The organism is Pseudomonas sp. W22_MBD1_FP4, assembly GCF_052113765.1.
GTDB classification, from domain to species: Bacteria; Pseudomonadota; Gammaproteobacteria; order Pseudomonadales; family Pseudomonadaceae; genus Aquipseudomonas; species Aquipseudomonas sivasensis.
On the sequence record NZ_JBGQOI010000008.1, the window covers coordinates 1 to 16,467 of the forward strand.

14 protein-coding genes and 1 tRNA gene are annotated in these 16,467 nt (G+C 58.7%); 8 read left to right on the top strand and 7 right to left on the bottom strand.

Annotation, left to right across the window (positions count from 1 at the left end):
* Window positions 1–311 precede the first annotated feature (311 nt).
* Window positions 312–388: transfer RNA gene (locus ACEN2T_RS12195), tRNA-Met, on the bottom strand.
* A 279-nt stretch (window positions 389–667) separates the two neighbouring features.
* Here ACEN2T_RS12195 and dinB point away from each other — a divergent pair.
* The gene (gene dinB / locus ACEN2T_RS12200; RefSeq protein WP_032890809.1) at window positions 668–1,726 is read left to right on the top strand and encodes a DNA polymerase IV; all 1,059 of its coding nucleotides are present in this window, start codon (window positions 668–670) and stop codon (window positions 1,724–1,726) included.
* A gap of 131 nt (window positions 1,727–1,857) precedes the next feature.
* Here dinB and ACEN2T_RS12205 read toward each other — a convergent pair whose 3' ends face one another.
* The 4 genes from ACEN2T_RS12205 to ACEN2T_RS12220 all read right to left on the bottom strand — a co-directional run bounded on the left by ACEN2T_RS12205 (window position 1,858) and on the right by ACEN2T_RS12220 (window position 6,606).
* A complete protein-coding gene (locus tag ACEN2T_RS12205) occupies window positions 1,858–2,811 on the bottom strand; it encodes a hypothetical protein (protein ID WP_032890811.1) in 954 nt (317 codons plus the stop codon).
* 20 nt (window positions 2,812–2,831) lie between these two features.
* Window positions 2,832–4,547, bottom strand: coding sequence for a proline--tRNA ligase (locus tag ACEN2T_RS12210; RefSeq protein ID WP_095185795.1), 1,716 nt, complete (start codon window positions 4,545–4,547; stop codon window positions 2,832–2,834).
* A 174-nt stretch (window positions 4,548–4,721) separates the two neighbouring features.
* Entirely contained in the window at window positions 4,722–6,248 is a 1,527-nt protein-coding gene (locus ACEN2T_RS12215) for an AmpG family muropeptide MFS transporter (RefSeq protein ID WP_442116800.1), read from the bottom strand.
* Between the two features lie 43 nt (window positions 6,249–6,291).
* The gene (locus ACEN2T_RS12220) at window positions 6,292–6,606 is read right to left on the bottom strand and encodes an MGMT family protein (RefSeq protein ID WP_375803693.1); all 315 of its coding nucleotides are present in this window, start codon (window positions 6,604–6,606) and stop codon (window positions 6,292–6,294) included.
* A 202-nt stretch (window positions 6,607–6,808) separates the two neighbouring features.
* On the opposite strand from ACEN2T_RS12220, the gene ACEN2T_RS12225 reads away from it, so the two are divergent.
* The 5 genes from ACEN2T_RS12225 to groL all read left to right on the top strand — a co-directional run bounded on the left by ACEN2T_RS12225 (window position 6,809) and on the right by groL (window position 11,438).
* Complete coding sequence (locus ACEN2T_RS12225; RefSeq protein WP_032890819.1) at window positions 6,809–7,816, top strand: DUF481 domain-containing protein; 1,008 nt, start codon at window positions 6,809–6,811, stop codon at window positions 7,814–7,816.
* 106 nt (window positions 7,817–7,922) lie between these two features.
* Window positions 7,923–8,654 carry a HugZ family pyridoxamine 5'-phosphate oxidase gene (locus ACEN2T_RS12230; protein ID WP_122763813.1) on the top strand — a complete coding sequence of 244 codons (732 nt, stop codon included), beginning with the start codon at window positions 7,923–7,925 and terminating at the stop codon, window positions 8,652–8,654.
* Window positions 8,655–8,720: 66 nt separating this feature from the next.
* A complete protein-coding gene (locus ACEN2T_RS12235) occupies window positions 8,721–9,197 on the top strand; it encodes an FxsA family protein (RefSeq protein ID WP_032890823.1) in 477 nt (158 codons plus the stop codon).
* A gap of 247 nt (window positions 9,198–9,444) precedes the next feature.
* Entirely contained in the window at window positions 9,445–9,741 is a 297-nt protein-coding gene (locus tag ACEN2T_RS12240) for a co-chaperone GroES (RefSeq protein ID WP_003175874.1), read from the top strand.
* Window positions 9,742–9,791: 50 nt separating this feature from the next.
* Window positions 9,792–11,438: a chaperonin GroEL gene (gene groL, locus ACEN2T_RS12245; protein WP_032890825.1), complete on the top strand. Its 1,647-nt coding sequence runs from the start codon at window positions 9,792–9,794 to the stop codon at window positions 11,436–11,438.
* 78 nt (window positions 11,439–11,516) lie between these two features.
* On the opposite strand, the gene ACEN2T_RS12250 is transcribed toward groL, so the two are convergent.
* On the bottom strand, window positions 11,517–12,236 hold the full coding sequence (locus tag ACEN2T_RS12250) for a phosphatase PAP2 family protein (protein WP_122756113.1): 720 nt from the start codon (window positions 12,234–12,236) through the stop codon (window positions 11,517–11,519).
* 50 nt (window positions 12,237–12,286) lie between these two features.
* Window positions 12,287–14,236 carry an LTA synthase family protein gene (locus ACEN2T_RS12255; RefSeq protein ID WP_095185792.1) on the bottom strand — a complete coding sequence of 650 codons (1,950 nt, stop codon included), beginning with the start codon at window positions 14,234–14,236 and terminating at the stop codon, window positions 12,287–12,289.
* A gap of 201 nt (window positions 14,237–14,437) precedes the next feature.
* Between ACEN2T_RS12255 and colR the strand changes: the two genes are divergently transcribed.
* A complete protein-coding gene (colR, locus tag ACEN2T_RS12260; protein ID WP_027605482.1) occupies window positions 14,438–15,121 on the top strand; it encodes a two-component system response regulator ColR in 684 nt (227 codons plus the stop codon).
* A complete protein-coding gene (locus ACEN2T_RS12265) occupies window positions 15,111–16,391 on the top strand; it encodes a sensor histidine kinase (RefSeq protein ID WP_032890831.1) in 1,281 nt (426 codons plus the stop codon). The genes colR and ACEN2T_RS12265 overlap by 11 nt, the downstream gene beginning before the upstream one ends.
* Window positions 16,392–16,467 lie beyond the last annotated feature (76 nt).

Sequence of the window (16,467 nt, forward strand, 5' to 3'; positions counted from 1 at the left end):
CGGGAGCCGGATTTGAACCGACGACCTTCGGGTTATGAGCCCGACGAGCTACCAGACTGCTCCATCCCGCGTCTGTGGGCGGCATTCTACAGCCAAGCGGCGAGGTGTCAACCGTTAATCAACCGATGGTGCAAATAAGTGTGAATTAACCGCCCGTGCAACCTAAGTTCTCGATTGAGAAGGCTTTTTGTGGTGAGCAGGCTTGCTCCGCGTTGGGCGCGAAGCGTTCGTAATGAAGTGCACGCGATCCAGGTTTGAAAAACACACGCGCACAAAAAAGGCCACTCTTTCGAGTAGCCTTTTTTGATGTTTGGTTGCGGGAGCCGGATTTGAACCGACGACCTTCGGGTTATGAGCCCGACGAGCTACCAGACTGCTCCATCCCGCGTCTGTGTGTCGGCATTCTACAGAGGATCACGAGTGTGTCAACCTGTGAGTTGAAGAAAAGCGCTTGTGCTTCAATCGGTTAGCTCTCCAGAAAGCCTTGTAGGGGCCGCGCGAGCCAGGCGGGCCAAGGGTTTCGGCTCTATCGGGATGCTGTTTTCGATTGAAAAAATAAATCCATTTGTGAAATTTCCTACCGCTTAGGCAGAAGATTCAAACTACTGGTGCTATATACAGGTGCGAGTGCGATACTGCCCACCCGTAGGATTTCACCCCTCTATATATGACGCAGCGCAAAATCATCCACGTCGACTGTGATTGCTTCTACGCCGCTATCGAGATGCGCGATAACCCGAGCCTGGCGCAAAAGCCTCTGGCTGTGGGTGGCTCGGCGGACCGAAGGGGCGTGATCGCTACGTGCAATTACGAAGCGCGGGCGTACGGGGTGCGCTCAGCCATGTCGTCGCGCCATGCCTTGAAGCTTTGCCCGGACCTGACCATCGTCAAGCCGCGCATGGATGCTTATAAAGAAGCGTCGAAGGAAATTCAGACGATCTTTCGCGACTACACCGACTTGATTGAGCCATTGTCCTTGGATGAAGCCTACTTGGACGTCTCGGACAGCCCGCATTTTGGCGGCAGTGCCACGCGTATTGCCCAAGACATTCGTCGGCGGGTCTCCAACCAATTGCACATCACCGTATCCGCCGGCGTGGCCCCGAATAAATTCCTGGCCAAGATCGCCAGCGACTGGAAAAAGCCCAACGGCCTGTTTGTGATCACCCCGGACCAGGTCGAAGACTTTGTCTCGCAGTTACGCGTGAGCAAGTTGCACGGCGTCGGCAAGGTCACGGCCGACAAGCTGGCTCGTTTGGGTATTGAAGACTGCCTGCAACTGCGCGAGTGGAGCAAACTGGCGTTGGTACGGGAATTCGGTAGTTTTGGCGAGCGACTCTGGAACCTGGCTCGTGGGATCGATGAACGCGCAGTGCAGAACGACAACCGTCGGCAATCGATCAGTGTGGAAAATACCTACGACGTGGACCTGCCGGATCTCTCAAGCTGCCTGGAAAAACTCCCTGAACTGATGGAGACGCTGGCCGGGCGCATGGCGCGCATCGACAGCAGTTACCGTGCGGGCAAACCGTTCGTTAAGGTGAAGTTTCACGACTTTACCCAGACCACCTTGGAGCAGGCGGGGGCAGGGCGGGATCTGGAGAGTTATCAACAGCTGATGACCCAGGCGTTTAATCGTGGTGATAAACCGGTGCGATTGTTGGGTATTGGCGTGCGGTTGCTGGACCTAAGCGGCGGCCACGAACAGTTAGAGTTCTCTTGGTAGAAACCGGGAAACAAAATGTGGGAGGGGGCTTGCTCCCGATAGCGGTGGGTCAGCTACGTATAAGCTGACTGATGCACCGCAATCGGGAGCAAGCCCCCTCCCACATTTGGATCTACAGTGTTTTCGAAGTCTCAGCGTGCTCCGGGATCTGCGACTAACCGCCCCGCGTCTTTGGTCAGCGCCTGCAGGAATTCCTGCTGTAGCTCCGGATCATTTCGGGTCAGCTCAATCAGGCTTTGTTCCAGTTCACTGGCTTCTTCTTCCAAGCCCAGCTCCGACAGACGCTTGACCCGGTGCACCCATTGGCTGACTTCGTCGTCTTCCAGGTCGTCGTAGATCAGGCCGTGGGCTTCCAGCAACTTGCCGCGCAAGGTACTGCTGATTGCCAGGGTCGAGTCCGAATGTACGTCGTCCTGGCCATCTTCCACGCTGATCTTCAGCGTCGTGATGCGATTCAGGTCTTGCTCGGCAAACGGGCTGTCCAACAGGTTCAGGCGCAGGACGCCGTTGCGGTCGGTGGTCAGCTCGTGGATCTTTTTGCCGGCGGTGACCTGCACCGGTCGTTCGCTCCAGGGCAGGCTTGAATACTCCACGCGCTTGTCACGCTGGACTTCATCGATACCTGCCAGATTCTGTTGCGCCCGGCCGTGGGATTGCACGTTCATGAACGGGTTGAGACCGTCCACGCCGTAAGTCAGCCAGTCGTGGGTCATGCTGGTAGGCAGGTTGCCGAGGGCGAAGATATTCGCCACGTTGGCACCCGCGCCCGCCACCAATGCCACCGCACCCAGGGGCAACTCATAGAGTTTGCGCCAGGGCTGGTAAGGCGTGTAACGGTCGTAGCGACGGGTGACTTCGAATTCGGTGACCTCGAAAGTCTTCTGCTCGTGAATGCGAACCCGGCGTTGCGGCAGTTCCAGCACTTTGGGATCGCCTACATCGATCTGCAGACTGTGGTCGAGCAACTTACGCTCGACCCGCTCCTCGTGCTCACTGCGTTGCGACATCTGGTTGGCGCAGCCGCTGACCAGCAGGGCGCCGCACAAGGCGGCACCCCCCAGGGCTCTGGTGTTTCGCTTGAACATGACTTCTCTTGATCTGGTTTTCAGCGACGAATACGCGCCTGAAGGAAAGACAGCACGTCAGCCACCGGCAATGGTTGGGCTTCGGCTTCGGTCCGGCTCTTGTATTCCAGATTGCCATCGGCCAGGCCGCGGTCGCTGACCACGATCCGGTGCGGGATGCCAATCAGTTCCATGTCGGCGAACTTGATGCCCGGGCTGGTTTTCTTGTCCCGGTCATCGAGCAGCACTTCAAAACCGGCGGCCGTCAGTTCGGCATACAGTTTGTCGGTGGCTTCGCGTACTTGCTCGGTTTCGTAACGCAGCGGTACCAGGGCGATCTGGAACGGCGCCAGTGTGTCGCTCCAGATGATGCCTTTCTCATCGTTGTTCTGCTCGATGGCAGCAGCAACCACGCGGGATACGCCAATGCCGTAGCAACCCATGTCCAGGGTGATCGGCTTGCCGTTCTCGCCCAGCACTTCGCACTTCATCGCCTTGCTGTACTTGTTGCCCAGCTGGAAGATGTGCCCGACTTCGATGCCGCGCTTGATTTCCAGGGTGCCCTTGCCATCCGGGCTTGGGTCGCCGGCGACGACGTTGCGCAGGTCCGCTACGGTCGGAACTGGCAGGTCACGTTCCCAGTTCACGCCGAAATAGTGCTTATCGTCGATGTTCGCGCCGATACCGAAGTCGCTCATCAACTCTACCGAACGGTCGATGATGATCGGCAGTGGCAGGTTCAGTGGGCCGAGGGAACCGGCGCCGGCGCCAATGGCGTTGCGCAGTTCGTCGTCGGTGGCCATGACCAGCGGGCTGGCCACGCCAGGCTGTTGGGCAGCCTTGATTTCGTTGAGTTCGTGGTCGCCACGGATCACCAGGGCGATCAGCTTGCCTTCTTCCTCGGCGCGCACGATCAGGGTCTTGATGGTCTTTTCAATCGGCAGATTGAATTTTTCCACCAGGGCCGCGATGGTCTTGGTTTCTGGCGTGTCCACCAAGCGCAGTTCTTCAGCCGGCGCTGGGCGCGAGGTTTCGCGCGGTACGGCTTCGGCTTTCTCGATGTTGGCCGCGTAGTCGGAACCGTTGCTGAACGCGATATCGTCTTCGCCGGATTCAGCCAGTACGTGGAACTCGTGGGAACCGGCACCGCCGATGGAGCCATTGTCCGCTTCAACTGCCCGGAACTTCAGGCCCAAGCGCGTGAACACATTGCAGTAAGCCTGGTGCATACGATCGTAGGTGACCTGAAGCGATGCCTGGTCAGCGTGGAACGAATAGGCGTCCTTCATGATGAATTCGCGGCCGCGCATCAAACCGAAGCGTGGGCGGATTTCATCACGGAATTTGGTCTGGATCTGATACAGGTTCAGCGGCAGCTGCTTATAGCTGCTCAGCTCGTTGCGCATCAGGTCGGTGATCACTTCTTCGTGGGTCGGGCCAGCGCAGAAGTCGCGGCCATGACGGTCTTTGAAGCGCAGCAACTCAGGGCCGTACTCTTCCCAGCGCCCGGATTCCTGCCACAACTCAGCCGGTTGGGTGCTCGGCATCAACACTTCGAGAGAGCCGGCGGCGTTCATTTCTTCACGAACGATGGCTTCGACCTTGCGCATCACCTTCAAGCCCATGGGCAGCCAGGTGTACAGGCCGGAGGCCAGTTTGCGGATCATGCCGGCGCGCAGCATCAGCTGATGGCTGATCACGACCGCGTCGGAAGGCGTTTCTTTCTGTGTGGCGAGCAAATATTGACTGGTACGCATGGTAGGCCGTTGTCGGTTGCTTGGACTTGAAATGACTTGGGATTGTACGGGCGCAAACTGCCGCCGTACAGGCATCAGAATATAGGGCTGTTTGTAGGAGCGAGGGGGACGCCTAGTTCTTGCTCGCGATGGTGGCGCCGCAGTCTGGCTTTTAAAGGGCCCCCAAAATCAGTCTTATGCCGGCGGATTCAACCGAATCCGCCGATTCTCCTGAAACCAGTGCAACGCAATCAGCAGCAGCGTCGGCACCCCCAGCATGCAGGTGATCAGGAAGAAGTTGTGATATCCGAACTTCTCCACCATCACCCCCGAATACCCACCGATCAGGCGCGGCAGCAGGAGCATGATCGAACTGAGCAAGGCATATTGAGTGGCGGAAAACTTGAGGTTGGTAAGGCTCGACAGGTAAGCCACAAATGCCGAGGTGGCCAGGCCGGAGCTGAAGTTGTCCAGGGAGATGGTGAAGATCAGCATCTGCAGGTCGGGGCCCATGTCTGCGAGCATCACGAATAGCAGGTTGGTGCCGGCCGACAGGACACCGCCGATAAACAGGATCGGCAGGATGCCGAACCGCACAATCAGCAAACCACCCATGCCGGCGCCGAGCAGGGTCATGATCAGGCCGAAGATCTTGCTGACCCCGGCGATCTGATCCTTGGTAAAGCCCTGGTCGATGTAGAACACGTTGGCCATCACGCCCATCACGGTGTCGGACATGCGATAGGTGGCGATTAGCCCGAGCAGCAGCAGTGCCTGCCAGCGGTAGCGCAGGATAAAGTCGTTGACCGGTGTCAGCACCGGCGCCAGGCCGCGACGGCCCATGGTCGAGAGGCACAGGGCGGTGAGGATGATATAGAGAATGGCGCGCAGGAACGCGCGGTCCTCCATCAGCAGGTCCCACACGCTGGTGTCGTGGAACACCACGCTTCCGAAGTCGGTGTTGTACAACTGGGTAAACATGGCGGGCACTGACACCAGCAGAACGATCAGCACAAACACCGACATCAGTTGGTGCATGAAACTGTAGCGCCCAGCCTGCAACTGGGTGCGCAATGGCACATTGGGTTCGCGCATGAACAGGGTGGTCAGCAGCGCCGGGATCATCAGCACGCCGAACAGCACATAGGTGCCGGTCCACGCCGAGTGTTTATAGTTGAAACCGGTGGAGCCGAAGCCTTCGGCAAAGAACAGTGCACCCGCCGTGGCCAGCAGGGCGGCTATGCGGTAGCCGGACATATAGCTGGCGGCCAGCGCGGCCTGGCGGCTGTCGTCGGCGATTTCCAGGCGATAGGCATCGACCGCGATGTCTTGGGTGGCGGACGCGAAGGCGACGACGACGGCAATAGCGATCAGCCAGGACAAATGTTTCTGCGGGTCGCAGAAACCCATGCCGATCAATCCAAGGATCACCAGCGACTGGGCCAATACCAGCCAGGAACGACGCCGTCCAAGTTTGCCGAGCAGCGGCAGGCGCCATTGGTCGAGCAGTGGTGACCAGACCCATTTGAAGGCGTACGCCAGACCGATCAGGCTCGCATAGCCGATGGTCTCGCGGGCCACACCGGCCTCGCGCAGCCACACCGAAAGCGTCGAGAACACCAACATGTAAGGCATGCCGGCGGCAAAGCCGAGCAACAACAGCACTAACGTCGAGGGGCTGGCATAGGCGGCGAGCGCGGCGCGCCAGGTTTTACGGGGCATGGGCTGGAGTCTGCCTCAGGTTTGCGGAAACAAAGCGCGCACTCTAACCGCTGTGCTCTACCGGGCGCCAGCCATGGCGCTGAATATCCACGCGATTATTACGGACAGTGACGCCTTCATCGCGCAAACGCGCGCGCTGCTCGTCGCCCGAGGCGCTGCCCACCGGCAGGCTTATCCGACCGCCGGCACCCAGCACGCGATGCCAGGGCAATGTGGTGCCTTCTGGGAGTTGGCTCAAGGTGCGCCCCACCCAGCGTGCAGCGCGGCCCAGCCCGGCCAGTTGCGCCAGCTCGCCGTAACTCACCACGCAGCCGGCGGGGACTTGCGCCAATGTCAGGTACAACGCGGTACGGCGCATCTCGGCCGCGTTTTGCGGGGTGTTGGCAGATTGATTCACTGAGGTGCTATCCGTTGAAAATGTCGGCATATCTGTAAGAAATATGCTGTAAGCAGGGTGTTGAGAATTGAACTCAATACAGATCCTTGAGTCAGTCCTTGCTAACACGTCATCTAAGACGATAATGCCCTCTTTTCGCCAAAACCGAGCCTCGAATCCGCATATGTTGTCCAGAACCCTGCTGTGCCTTGCTGTTTTCAGCGCCTCAACACCTTTGCTCGCCGATACCGTCTGGTTGAAGAACGGTGACCGCCTGACCGGCAAGATCAAGGTATTTGACGGTGGCAAGCTGCTGATCCAGACCGACTACGCGGGTGCAATCCCGGTGGACTGGAAGCAGGTTAAAACCCTGGAGAGCGACCAGGAGTTGTTGGTCAAGCAGGACGCCTACACTGGCGAGAAGGCTAAATCCCTCAAGGCTGCGGATGATGGCAAAGTGGTGCTGGCCAATGGCGAAGCGCCCAAGACTGTAGAACTGGCCAGCATCCAGCAGATCATCAAGCCCAAGCCTGTGATCGAAGACCTGGTGTGGAAGGGCAACGTCGACATGGCGCTGGACTACAAACGCGCCGAGAACGACACCAACGACTACGATATCGACTTCAAAACCACTGCCCGCCATGGTCAGTGGCGGCATACCGGTCAAGGTGAGTACAACCGCGAATTCCAGGACGACGTGACCACCACCGACAACTGGGCTTTGGAATACGACCTGGACCGGTTCATCACCGAGCATTGGTTCTGGCAAGGGCGTTTGACCTACAAGCGCGACAAAGTGGAAGATCTTGCGCGTCAACGCACGGTCGGTACCGGTCCGGGCTACCAGTTCTGGGACGACGAATTGGGTGCGTTCTCCCTGGGGTCGCTGGTCAACCGCACCGATTACGAATATGCCGATGGCGGTAAGGACAACTTCTATTCCCTGGCTATGAAGTGGAACTACAACCGCTATCTGGTGGGCAAGACCGTCGAGTTCTTCACCACTGGCGAACTGGGCAAGCCTATCGATGCGCCCGCGGATTACTCTCTGGATGCGGAAGTCGGCCTGCGCTACAAGGTCACCGAGTGGGCTTCCCTCAATCTCAAGGCCGAGCGCGACGTTATCAGTGGCGACTCGGAAAGCAGTTTGAGCAAGACCCGCTACACCGCAGGCTTCGGCGTGGCCTGGTAATAAGGCTGCATAAAACCTGCTTGGCAACCTGCGCGGATATTGATTACCTTGTGTTGCGATCCATTCCCATATGGGTTGGGCGGCTGAATACCCGAGGAGTCACACGTTGAGCGCGCACGTTGCCAAGAACGCCCGAGAGCTATTGCTCAAGGAATACCGTGGGGCTCTCGCCACACAGTCAAAAGCCATGCCGGGTTTTCCCTTTGGTTCGGTCGTGCCGTACTGCCTGGACGAACAGGGTCGCCCGCTGATCCTGATCAGCCGTATCGCCCAGCACACCCACAATCTGCAAAAAGACCCCAAGTGCTCGCTGCTGGTGGGCGAACGTGAGGCCGACGATGTGCAAGCCGTTGGGCGTCTGACCTACCTGGGTGAAGCCGAGAAGTTGGAGGAGGGCGCCGCCATTGAGGCTGCCGCCGAGCGCTATTACCGCTACTTCCCCGATTCCGCCAACTACCATAAAGCTCACGATTTCGACTTTTGGGTGCTCAAGCCGGTGCGCCACCGTTACATCGGCGGCTTTGGCGCGATTCACTGGGTCGACCAGTTGACCCTCGCCAACCCGTTCGCGGGCAAGGCTGAGCGCAGCATGATCGAGCACATGAACAGCGATCACACCAAGGCCATCGCCCATTACGTTCAGCTTGCCGGCCTGCCTGCCGTGGAGCCCGCGCAATTGGCCGGCATCGACAGCGAAGGCATGCACCTGCGTATCGGCCAAGCCCTGTACTGGCTGCCGTTTGCCGAGCCTTGCAACACGCCGACACAAGTACGCGAAGCCCTGGTTTCATTGGCCCACGCTCAAGCCTGGCCGAAAAAAGCCGCGGCTGACGCTTGAATTCACGAAACGGCGACGTCATCTAAGGTGGACTGGCAAGGCATTCTTGCGTTGAGGAACCATTTGATGCGCCCTTTTTTATTGCTCTTTCTGCTGTTCCCGGTGTTGGAGCTGTTCGTATTCGTTCAAGTCAGCAGTGCGATCGGGTTTTTCCCGGCCCTGTTGCTGATCATTCTCGGCTCGATGCTTGGCGTTCTGGTGCTGCGCGTCGCCGGCCTGGCAACGGCACTGCGTGCCCGTGAAAGCCTGAACCGTGGCGAACTACCGGCCCAGACCATGCTTGAAGGTCTGATGATGGCCCTGGCGGGTGGCCTGTTGATCCTGCCGGGTTTCGTCAGCGATGTTGTCGGGCTGTTCCTGCTGCTGCCGTTCACTCGCAAACTTCTGGCGGGCAAGATGCGCCAGCGCGCCGAAGAGGCGGCGATTCGCCAGCGTGCGTTCGCAGACGACCTGCAACCCCGTGGTGGCCCGGCTCCGCGCCAGCCTTTGGGGCGTGAAGGCGATGTGATCGAAGGTGAGTTCGAACACCGCGACAGCAAATAACCGCTTTATTGACACGGCACCTGCGGGTGCCGTGTTGCTTTTATCGCTCGGCAACTGCAAAAAAATTCCGCCGATCGCCCTTGTAATAAGCTTATGCGCCCTTATGTAACGGTCACCGCAAGGTTTCTGGTGGCGACACCAGACAGACTTCCGCGTCTTGCTTGGCGAGGCGCGACCGGCACAGCCGGATAACAACCTGCCGGTACTGACACCGGCCGATGAAAAACACAATTAGGAGAGATCGACAATGAGCAAGCTTCGTCCTCTGCACGACCGCGTCGTAATCCGTCGCAGCGAAGAAGAAAAGAAAACCGCTGGCGGTATCGTTCTGCCAGGTTCGGCTGCTGAAAAAGCCAACCACGGTGTGATCGTCGCTGCAGGCCCAGGCAAGACTCTGGAAAACGGTGACGTACGTGCGCTGGCCGTTAAAGTCGGTGACAAGGTTGTTTTTGGCCCTTACTCCGGCAGCAACACTGTGAAAGTCGACGGCGAAGACCTGCTGGTTATGGCTGAGAACGAGATTCTCGCTGTTCTGGAAGACTGATTTCCCCGCTCATTTTCCCGTTACTACAAAGTATTTAAGGAATATCGATCATGGCTGCTAAAGAAGTTAAATTCGGCGATTCCGCCCGTAAAAAAATGCTCACCGGTGTCAACATCCTGGCTGACGCAGTAAAAGCTACCCTGGGCCCGAAAGGTCGTAACGTGATCATCGAGAAGAGCTTCGGCGCTCCGACCATCACCAAGGACGGCGTTTCTGTAGCAAAAGAAATCGAACTGGAAGACCGTTTCGAAAACATGGGCGCGCAGCTGGTCAAAGACGTTGCCTCCCGTGCCAACGATGACGCAGGCGACGGTACTACCACCGCCACCGTTCTGGCTCAGTCGATCGTCAACGAAGGCCTGAAAGCCGTCGCTGCCGGCATGAACCCGATGGACCTCAAGCGCGGTATCGACAAGGCCACCATCGCCGTTGTTGCCGAGCTGAAAAACCTGTCCAAGCCATGCGCTGACACCAAGGCTATCGCTCAGGTAGGTACCATCTCCGCCAACTCCGACAGCTCCATCGGCGACATCATTGCCGAAGCCATGGAAAAAGTCGGTAAAGAAGGCGTGATCACCGTTGAAGAAGGCACTGGCCTGGAAAACGAACTGTCGGTTGTAGAAGGCATGCAGTTCGACCGTGGCTACCTGTCCCCGTACTTCGTCAACAAGCCAGAAACCATGGTTGCCGAGCTGGAAAGCCCGCTGATCCTGCTGGTCGACAAAAAGATCTCCAACATCCGCGAAATGCTGCCAGTGCTGGAAGCCGTTGCCAAAGCCGGCCGCCCACTGCTGATCGTTTCCGAAGACGTTGAAGGCGAAGCCCTGGCGACTCTGGTTGTGAACAACATGCGTGGCATCGTCAAGGTTGCAGCCGTCAAGGCTCCAGGCTTCGGCGACCGTCGCAAGGCCATGCTGCAGGACATCGCTGTTCTGACCGGCGGTACCGTAATCTCCGAAGAGATCGGCCTGAGCCTGGAAAGCGCCACCCTGGAAAACCTGGGTAGTGCCAAGCGCGTGACCATCTCCAAAGAAAACACCATCATCGTTGACGGTGCTGGCGTTGATGGCGACATCCAGTCCCGCATCAATCAGATCCGCGCCCAGGTTGCCGAGACTTCCTCGGACTACGACCGTGAAAAACTGCAAGAGCGTCTGGCCAAGCTGTCCGGCGGCGTTGCAGTGATCAAGGTTGGCGCCGGTTCCGAAGTCGAAATGAAAGAGAAGAAAGCCCGCGTTGAAGACGCCCTGCACGCAACCCGTGCAGCCGTTGAAGAAGGCGTGGTACCTGGCGGTGGCGTTGCGCTGATCCGTGCTCTGGAAGCCTTGGTTGACCTGAAAGGCGATAACGCTGACCAGAACGTCGGTATCGCTGTTCTGCGTCGCGCCGTTGAATCCCCACTGCGCCAGATCGCTTCCAACAGCGGCGACGAGCCAAGTGTTGTGGTCAACGAAGTGAAGAACGGTAAAGGTAACTACGGTTACAACGCTGCAACCAGCGAATACGGCGACATGGTTGAAATGGGTATCCTGGACCCAACCAAAGTCACCCGTTCGGCACTGCAAGCTGCCGCTTCGATTGCCGGTCTGCTGCTGACTACCGAAGTTGCCATTGCTGACAAGCCGAAGGCTGAAGGCGCTGGCGGTGGCGGTATGCCAGACATGGGCGGCATGGGTGGCATGGGCGGCATGATGTAAGCCAGCCTTACCCCTGTACTGAAAAAGCCCCGCCTGCAGTGATGCAGGCGGGGCTTTTTTGTGGGCGTTGCTTTGGGTTCAGGTGTGCGTTGCGCGCTTGGATGGCCGGTACAGCAATAGACAATACAGCCCCAGGCAGATCAGCCAGCAGAAAATCGCCGTCCACACGTTATGGGAAAAGAAGTGTGCGCCTTGCATCATACGGCTGACGGAAAAGACGCTGCCCAAGCCGACGGCGAAGATGAATGCGTAGCGAGCCATGCGCGGCTGCCTGTCCCGCAGTGCAAAAAACAGCGCGAACAAGGCGAATCCGGTGGCGGCATGACCGCCTGGCCAGCAGCGCCCGGGTTTATCGGTGGGCGGGCGAGGGCTCAGCAGTTTGCTGTAGGTTTCCTGACCGCCGAACTCCTGGACACTCCATGGACACTGGACGCCGGTGATGGTTTTCAGCGGAGAGACAAACGCCGTCGCCAGCCCGAGTGAGAGCACCAGGCAGCCCAGTTCGCGGCGATAGGGTTTGAGCCGTTGGAGGACAAACGTGCCGACAAATCCCAGGATCGCCAAGACCGAGAACAGGATGACCAACTCTTTGGCGCGGTCATGCAGGATGTCTTCGAGGAAGAAGCTGTAACGCCCGATGAAACCGCCCTCCGCGCCGTTGTAGAACAGCTTGGCGAGGTCCATGTCCAGCGAGGTTAGCTCCAGCAACAGCAATAGGAGCGCAGCGCCGCCAGGGATGCCGAGGCATAGCCATAAGTTGAGAGGTTTGGAAGCCGGTACGGCGGGGGTGGTTCGCATGGTGAACCCTGGTGAAACAGTCCCGTACTGACCTGTACGGGACGTTTTGGTTAGCGCGTGCTCAATGCCGGGGCCTCTTCCTTGGGCGCCCTCCAGCTCAGCAACTGTTGTTTGAAACCATAACTGGCAGCCTGGTAGTAGCTGATCGCCCGCTGGATCAACGGATCATCGCTGCCGACGCGCAGCTCTTTGCTTTCACCTAGGGCTTGGTCGTGGCGGCGTAGGCCCAGGCGCGGGCTGAGAATGGCCAGGTCCTTGCCGTCGAACAATCCCAGGTGCTGGTAGTTACCGACCACGACCCGAGGTGGCAGTGGGTTTTCCTGCAGCAGGTTACGGCCAAAGAACGTTGATTCGTAGCTCAGGTTGAGCAGGCCCAGCAGCGTAGGCGCCAAGTCGATCTGGCTGGCCAGTTGCGCGCTTTCTCGTGGGTCGATCAGCTTGGGCGCATAGATGAAGAGCGGAATCTGGTAGTTGGTGATGGGCAGATCTTCTTTACCTGCGCTGCCGGCGGTGTGGTCGGCGACGAAGATGAAGATCGTGTTATCGAACCAGGGTTTTTGACGGGCGGCTTCCAGGAATTGGCCGATGGCATGGTCGGTGTACTTCACGGCGCCGTCGCGGCCATTCCCTGATTTGATGTCGATACGCCCATCCGGGTAGGTGTAGGGGCGGTGGTTGGAAGTGGTCATCAACTGCAGCAAAAATGGCTGCTGCTTGGCGTAGTCGGTGTCGGCCAGTTTCAGGGTTTGTTTGTACAGGTCCTCGTCAGCCATACCCCAGGCGTTCTTGAACGAGATTTCCGACTCGGGCACGCTGCTCTGGTCCACGACGCGATAACCGTTACCGCTGAAAAACGCGTTCATGTTATCGAAGTACCCGCGCCCGCCGTACACAAACACGCTGTCGTAACCGACGGCCGTGAGTTGCTGCCCCAGGCTGGCGAAGCCGCTTTCACGACCAATGCGCTTGACGATCGAGCGCCCGGGCGTAGGGGGGATCGCCAGGGTAATTGCTTCCAGGCCACGGTCGGTGCGGGTGCCGGTGGCATAGAAGTTATTGAAATACAGGCTCTGTTTGCGCAGCGCATCGAGGTAAGGCGTGAGGTTGCGTTCGTCGCCGTTGCTGCCCATGTATTTGGCGCTGAAACTTTCGATAGTCACCAGCACGATATTGGGTTTGCGCGGCGTCCCCGGGTTGGTGATGGCGCGGCGAATATCCAGCGGGTCCTGACCGATAAAGCGGGCGTTGGGCTCGCTGAGTTCGGTGCGCATTTGCTGGGCAACGACGTCCGTTGGCAGGGTTTTGTAGAACTGCGGGTAATCCAACTCATTATTACGGAAGGCGGCAAAGAACTGATACGGGCCATTGCTGGCCAGTTCGTTCTTGTAAGCGTTACCGCCCTGGGCGCGTGGGCTGTCTTGGCTGATCAGTTGCAGGCTCAACCCGGTGACGATCAACAGGCCCAAGGCATTCGCCAGCCGGCCACGCATTGTCGGCAGCGGGGCGCTCATCGCCGCGTTGAACGGCTTGCGCAAGGCCAGGCTCAGCACAATGGCCAGCATGGCTAGCAGGCTCAGCAGTTTGCCGATCGGATAGGACTCCAACAGGTTGTTCAACACCTCATCGGAATACACCAGATAGTCAACGGCAATAAAGTTGAAGCGAACGCCGAACTCATCCCAGAACAGCCACTCGGCCACCGAGGTAAACAGCATGGCGAACAGGCTGACGGTGAGCACCGCCTGCAGGAACCAGCGGTGACCGCGACGGCGCCACAGCGCGGGTGGGCATAGCAGCAAATACAGCCCCAGCGGCAGTGCTGCATAGGCCAGGAAACCCAGGTCGTACAGCAGGCCCACGCCAAACACCGGCAGCAGGTTGCCGCCGACTTCATCCAGGTGGGTGATGAGCAGTACGCTGCGAGTGAGCAGGAAAATAACCAGCCAGGCACCGGTTACCAACAGCAAATAGCGCATTGGCGCCATTTTGAGAAAACCCATGTCAATGTTCCTTATATCAATGGGGGGCGATCTTCTGCCTGACACTGTAGTCAGTTTGTGAAGCTATAGTGAAAAACTTGTTCAACTCCTTACAAGGTTGAAAACCTTTATCGTCGTACCTCTCAGCTCTATCCCTTAGCCACACTTGGCCTTAAGCTGCGCGAGCCAACACGGCCGTTACCGCGTACGGAGACACTGCCCATGCGAATTCTATTGGTTGAAGACAACCGCGATATTCTGGCCAACCTGGCCGACTACCTGGGGCTAAAAGGCTACACCGTGGACTGTGCGCAGGACGGTTTGTCGGGCTTGCACCTGGCCGCAACCGAGCATTACGACTTGATCGTGCTCGACATCATGCTGCCTGGCATCGATGGCTACACCTTGTGCAAACGCCTGCGTGAAGACGCCCGCCGCGACACACCGGTGATCATGCTCACCGCTCGCGACCAGTTGGATGACCGGTTGCAGGGCTTCAAGTCCGGCGCCGACGATTATTTGCTCAAACCGTTTGCCCTGTCGGAATTGGCCGCGCGTATCGAAGCCGTGCTGCGCCGTGCCCAAGGTGGCGGCCGTCGCGCCCTGCAAGTGGCCGATCTTAATTACGACCTCGATACCCTGGAAGTTACCCGCGAAGGGCGCCTGCTCAAACTCAACCCGGTCGGCCTGAAGCTGCTCGCGGTCTTAATGCAGAAAAGTCCCCACGTACTGCGTCGGGAAGTCCTTGAAGAGGCGCTGTGGGGCGATGACTGCCCGGACAGCGACAGCCTGCGCAGCCATGTGCACCAGTTGCGGCAAGTGATCGATAAGCCGTTCGCCAAACCGCTGCTGCAAACGGTGCATGGTGTGGGTTACCGCTTGGCCGAGGGCCGTGATGGAGTTTAAGCAAAGCCTTGCCCAGCGGATCATCATCGCCTTTGCCTTGATGAGTGCGTTGGTGGCGGGCGCCTTCGCCATGGGCATCGTCGCGACCGTGCACCTGGTGGAAGAGAAGTTGATCTCGGCAGGCTTGGGCGGTGACTTGCAGCGCCTGCTGCTGATGGACACCGTTGAGGACTGGCGGCACCGGCCCGAGCCCGATCAGCTGTTTTACTTCAGCGGTGGCCCCGGCGATTTTGAATTGCCCAAGGACCTGCGCCATCTGGAGCCAGGGTTTCATGAGGTGTTTCGGGAGGCGCTGTCGTACCACGCTATGGTCGAAGTAGTCGACGGTCGGCGCTATGTGCTGCTGCAAGATCAAAGCGATTTCGAAGAGCGAGAGCGCGTGCTGTTTGCCGTGGTGTTGGTGGGCTTCGTGCTCAGCCTGGCGCTGGCGGTGTTCCTCGGCTGGGTGCTGGCCCGTAAGGTAATGGCGCCGGTAGTGCGACTGGCTCGTCAGGTGCGCCACCGTGACCAGTTGCTTGGCCTGGCGCCGCCCCTGGCGCCCGACTATGCCGCCGACGAAGTGGGGGAGTTGGCCGTGGCCTTCGACGCCACGCTGGGGCGCCTGCGTCAGGCATTGTCACGCGAGCAGTTGTTTACCAGCGATGTCAGCCACGAACTGCGCACGCCCCTGATGGTGCTGGCCAGTTCCTGCGAGCTGCTACTGGAAAACCCCGCGATCGATCAGCGTGGGCGTAACCAGGTCGAGCGAATCGCCCGTGCCTGTGAAGAAATGCGTGAACTGGTCCAAACCTTCCTGATGCTCGCCCGTGCCCAACATGACGATGGCAGCATGTCGCCCAAGGTCAACCTGTCGCAGGTGGCTGATGATCTGCTTGGCATTTGGCGCGAGCCCATTGAGCACAAGGGCCTGGAGTTGATCTACCAGCCGGGCAACCCTTTGGATACCCGCTACAACGCGACCTTCCTGCATGCCGTGATGGGCAACCTGTTGCGCAATGCGCTGCATTACACCGAACGCGGTTTTATCCGGCTGACCCTGGAGCCTACCGGGTTTGTGGTGGAAGACAGCGGCGTCGGCATTCCCGAAGATAAGCGCGAAGCGATGTTCGAGCCGTTTGTCCGCGGCAGTGAGAAGCGCGGTGAGGGCCTCGGATTGGGTTTGTCACTGGTCCAGCGCATCTGCGAGAACCAGGGCTGGAGCGTTACCCTCAGCACTATGGAACCCAATGGCTGTCGCTTTCATGTTCAGTTGAGTCAGGTCAACGCCTGACCGTTTCCCCTGCCGTTATCCTGCCAGAGATCGCCGTAATTCGGCGAAGATGGCCCCATGATATTGTTTGTATCTG